Origin of the sequence: Bacteroides sp. (assembly GCF_019417265.1) — a bacterium.
Lineage (GTDB): Bacteria > Bacteroidota > Bacteroidia > Bacteroidales > Bacteroidaceae > Phocaeicola.
Genome location: NZ_DXVR01000147.1, coordinates 1 through 4,356, shown reverse-complemented (window position 1 = coordinate 4,356; position 4,356 = coordinate 1). Strand labels below are relative to the sequence as shown.

Sequence of the window (4,356 nt, the reverse complement as noted above, 5' to 3'; positions counted from 1 at the left end):
CAAGCCGGATTTTATTTTTTCCTGAAAAACGAATTCTCAGAGAGTTTTATCTGAAAAGTAATTTCCGATAATCTTCTTAGAATAGAAAAATAAGGGTAGATATTATGGGAAAGAAAAACAAGAGAATTATGAGTAAAAAAGTGAGAAAGGGAAGGAATATATAAAACAGATAATAACAAAGCATAATTCTAATTAAACATAATACCGATTATATAACTTTTATCCGTTTAGATTCTACAATGAAATTTGCCATCAATCCACAAGAATTATTCTCTACAAAAACGACGAAGAATTACAAACAAAACGTCGAAGCGTTTTAGTCTAAACGCTTCGACGTTTTACTTATAGCTGTTTACAGAATTATAAGCTAAATTATTCTGTTTACCGTAATCTCCGGGAAATCATGAAGCAGCATCAGCAATATTCCTTCTTCATTCATGTTCTTGGCTTTTACAACCATCGATACATAATAAACCGGATTACCTCTGCCGTCAGTCTTTTCTTCCATCTCATATGAACTTATGATGAAATTCCTTGAACTGAACAATGCGGATATATCTTTCAGAGAATCCTGATTCCGGGTTGAGAACTCTACAATCATACTCCTCAGGCTTATGCCTTTAAAGAAATAATTTAGAACCTCAACACCAATAAGGAATAAAACCGTTGCCGTAATGCCCAGAACGTACATTCCTGCGCCTATGGCAAGTCCGATACCTGATGTGGCCCATATGCCTGCTGCAGTAGTCAGACCTCTGACTATCTGCTTCTGAAGCAATATTATAGTACCTGCACCTATAAATCCTATTCCGCTGACTACCTGAGCAGCCAGGCGACTCGGATCAAGTCTAACTAACTCAGTTTCAAGTACTTCCGAGAAGCCATATTGAGATACTATCATCAGCAATGCACTTCCCAAAGCTACAAGAAAATGAGTCCTGTAGCCTGCTTCCTTGGAACGGTATTCCCTCTCCAGACCTATTATAACGCCCATAAGACTGGCTACCACCAGCCTTATTATGAATTCTGTGTACATTTCCATAATACCAAATGCTTATACACAAATATAAGCATTGTACATGAAAAAAGCAAGCTATCAGCAGGCTATGATGCTATTTTATTCTGTTCATCCTTGATATCAGTTCATCGCCCAACTCGCCTTTTACCTTTATGTGCTCCAATACCGCTTCTACGAAAGGATTACTTTCAAAGTACCCTCTCACCTGCTCAAAATCAAGCCTTTGCTCTTCTCTTGTTCCATCAGCACCGAATCCAGTCATGGCAGAAAGAGAGAATTCCTTCTCCGCATCTTCGTAAACCATCTTGTCAAGGCCGATTACCGCATCTTTCCATTTTTCTACGATACTGATAATGTCTTCCTTAGTGATTTTATCTGCCTCAAGCCCAAAGAATTCAAGCATCTTGCCGTATGCCCAGGTCCATTCGTAAGTATAGTAATTATTGTGCATCTCTGTAAGGCGGGCATCTATCTTTTCCACAGAATCAAGCACTCCACACTCGATATCGGCCATCAGGCGGTCTATCTCACTACGAGGAGCAATAAGTCCCGATACGTCAACCCATTCGCCCGTACCTATGGCAGTGTCAGGTTTGAGCCTTTCGCGGATTTCTTCGTTACTCTTGAATTCCGTTATCTCCAGACGCTTGATAACGGAGTTTCCGAGGAACTTGGTAATACCTGTCTCATAGAACTTTATACCCTTGTTCAGCGATGAATTCTTGATTTTCGCACTCTGATATGAGTATGTTTCGGATGTCTCGCCAGATACCCTCGCAAGGTCTTTCAGAATCTCACGTCCCTTGAACATCTTCTGTATGGTATATGGACTCAGAAGGTTGTAATTCACCTTATCCATGCGGCAAGGGTCTTTTCTGTTGTCACGCTTAGGCCACTTCTGAGCATCGCGGATAGTTCCCACACTTCGGAGGTTTACACCCGGCATAAGGTATGTGGTATTCTTCTCTTCTATAAGATATGAGAAAGGCAGATTGGTGGTGTCAGGATGAGCCACGTGGCGTCCCATAACGAGAGAGAAAGCTCCGATACGTGCGGGCCAAAGGATATAAGAGTCGGAAGCAGTCTTGGCACCTCTCTCCATGATGCCCTGGTGGATAGGTCCCAACTTATACATATGGTTGCTCTGGTTTGAACCCGAACCGGCATTCATGAATGAGAACATACCGGCTATAAGCAATGTCGATTTATGATGGGTAACGGTGAAAGGACCAGCAAAGATGGCACAAGCCTCGCCGTTTTCTTCCTGACAATTACAGAAGAACAGAGAATCGGACGCAGAATAGTTATGTCCCATATGACATGCCTGACCTACGAAACATCTTGTCAGCATAGTACCGTCTTCGATATGCGAGCCGCTGGAGATGATGAAATCGTCGCAGATTACGCCGTAACCGATGTGGATAGGCGCACTCTCGTTACTGTTAAGGCTACCGTTCTTCAGTCGTCCGGCACTCTCTATCTTACAGAAACTGCCTATACGCACGTTCTTGATATATCCGGTATCTACAATCATCGCGTCGTTGCCCACATAGCCGTATTCCGAAGCTATCTCGTCGGCATACTTCATAACCAATGATTTCATCTTTGCGGCAAGGTCCGGACGATGTCTGTACATGGCAGCTATATAAGCCTCGTGAGCAGAAAGTTTGTCATGAATTATTACCTCTCTTCCACCGGTTTCACTCAGCACGGATACTTCTGTACCATTTCCGAAAGTGGAACGCTTGTCCACAATCATGCAATCCACATTCTCGATGAAAACTCTGTCCGAAATGACATAATTCGCGATATAGTTCTTCACATTCTCTATGCAGCATCCGTTGCCTACGGTTACATTGTGCAGAGTGGCATTCCTTATTCCGGAGGATTTCTTTACTCCACCTGCAAGGGTAAACTCACCGTTCAACTCCCCTATCCTTATCTTGCCGGACATCCTTACATGCCAGACTTTTGAAGCGTCAAAGCCTTCGGCTACAGTTACATCCGACCAGTTTTCGGCACAACATCCCTGTGCAATGAGTGTATCAATCTCAGACAATGTGAGATTTCTAAATGTATGTTCCATAATAATCATTTCACTTGTTCTTTTATCATTCTAACGACAAAGATAGTAACATTTTGATATATATCTTGCTTTTATCATAAATTTCATCTATCTTTGAAGAGATAAAATCCGTTGCCATATGAAAACTACAAGCACATTACTCTTTGTCCTCACAATGCTACTGACGGGTTGCAACAATGCAGGGAAAAGACAAACAGAATCCTCCCATGCAGATACTGTCACACTGCAAGCGGATACCGTTATGCCGCAGAAAGAAACTGCATGGGATACCGCCAGACATGACAGTGCGGAAGTTTCCATACCCGTCATCGTGCCTTACTGCAATAGCATCCCCACAGGCAAGGGAATCAGCCATGCCCTTTTGAGTATGTGTACGGAATACGACTACTACCCTCTCCCGACAAATGAAATAACAGTGTTCGTAACCAACAAATCAGGCAAGGAGTACACCTGCGGAGACGAGTACAGCATAGCCTATTATAACAAGAAAGACAAAACCTGGGAACCGCTACCTGTAAATCCTATAAGTGAGGATATGCTCTGGATAATATCGCCATACCATAATGTCAGAATGCAGACCATACACATCTATACCGACATCACTCCCAACCGTCCGGGAAAATATCGTATATACAAGCCGTTCAACAACGATACGGAAGCGGCATTCGCAGAGTTTGAAATGGTTGACAACAAAGGTGTCCGCAAGCTGATGGACAGTATGTGGAAGAAAGTCACGAGCCTTCCACGCACAGATACCATACGTGAAAACATCTCAACCGCATGTCAGCTCCACGACGGCGATACGATATCGGTTGGTCTGATAAACAACGCCATGCCGTATCAGGAAATGTTCAGAAGAAGAATACTGAACTACTCCGCCCTTGATTTCGGAAAGATAACCCCAACCGAACCTCTCCCTTTCACTACGACATCGGACACTATGGACATCAGCATGAGAACGGAAAAGCCCGTTTACCCTGTTGGAACAGAAGAAATTCCGGTAAAAATATACAACAATAACGACCGGATGCTGTTTTTCGGACTTGACTATGGAGTCGCACGCAAAGAAGGCAGTAAATGGATTCCACTACGCGCTTCATGTGTCGTAAACGACTTAGGTATAGGTGTGGAGAAAGGACAAGGATACGATTTCAAAGCATCACTGTACAACTTGGTTAACGACAACAAGCCAGGGACATATAAGGTCTATAAGAGAATAGGTTTTGACGGCAGCAGAAAAGAATGGTACATG

Annotated in this window: 3 protein-coding genes; 1 reads left to right on the top strand and 2 read right to left on the bottom strand. The window is 43.0% G+C overall.

The window, feature by feature from the left end; translation table 11 throughout:
• Positions 1 to 367 precede the first annotated feature (367 nt).
• Both QZ379_RS12175 and QZ379_RS12170 read right to left on the bottom strand, forming a co-directional pair.
• Positions 368 to 1,042, bottom strand: coding sequence for an MgtC/SapB family protein (locus QZ379_RS12175; protein ID WP_291565224.1), 675 nt, complete (start codon positions 1,040 to 1,042; stop codon positions 368 to 370).
• Between the two features lie 70 nt (positions 1,043 to 1,112).
• A complete protein-coding gene (locus tag QZ379_RS12170; protein WP_291565221.1) occupies positions 1,113 to 3,104 on the bottom strand; it encodes a DUF4954 family protein in 1,992 nt (663 codons plus the stop codon).
• A 118-nt stretch (positions 3,105 to 3,222) separates the two neighbouring features.
• Between QZ379_RS12170 and QZ379_RS12165 the strand changes: the two genes are divergently transcribed.
• The coding region (locus tag QZ379_RS12165; protein WP_291565218.1) for an immunoglobulin-like domain-containing protein at positions 3,223 to 4,356 on the top strand (1,134 nt) is incomplete at its 3' end.

Coding starts and splice junctions, on each gene's coding strand:
- QZ379_RS12170 (WP_291565221.1), bottom strand. CDS start 3,104: ATGGAACATACATTTAGAAATCTCACATTGTCTGAGATTGATACACTC.
- QZ379_RS12175 (WP_291565224.1), bottom strand. CDS start 1,042: ATGGAAATGTACACAGAATTCATAATAAGGCTGGTGGTAGCCAGTCTT.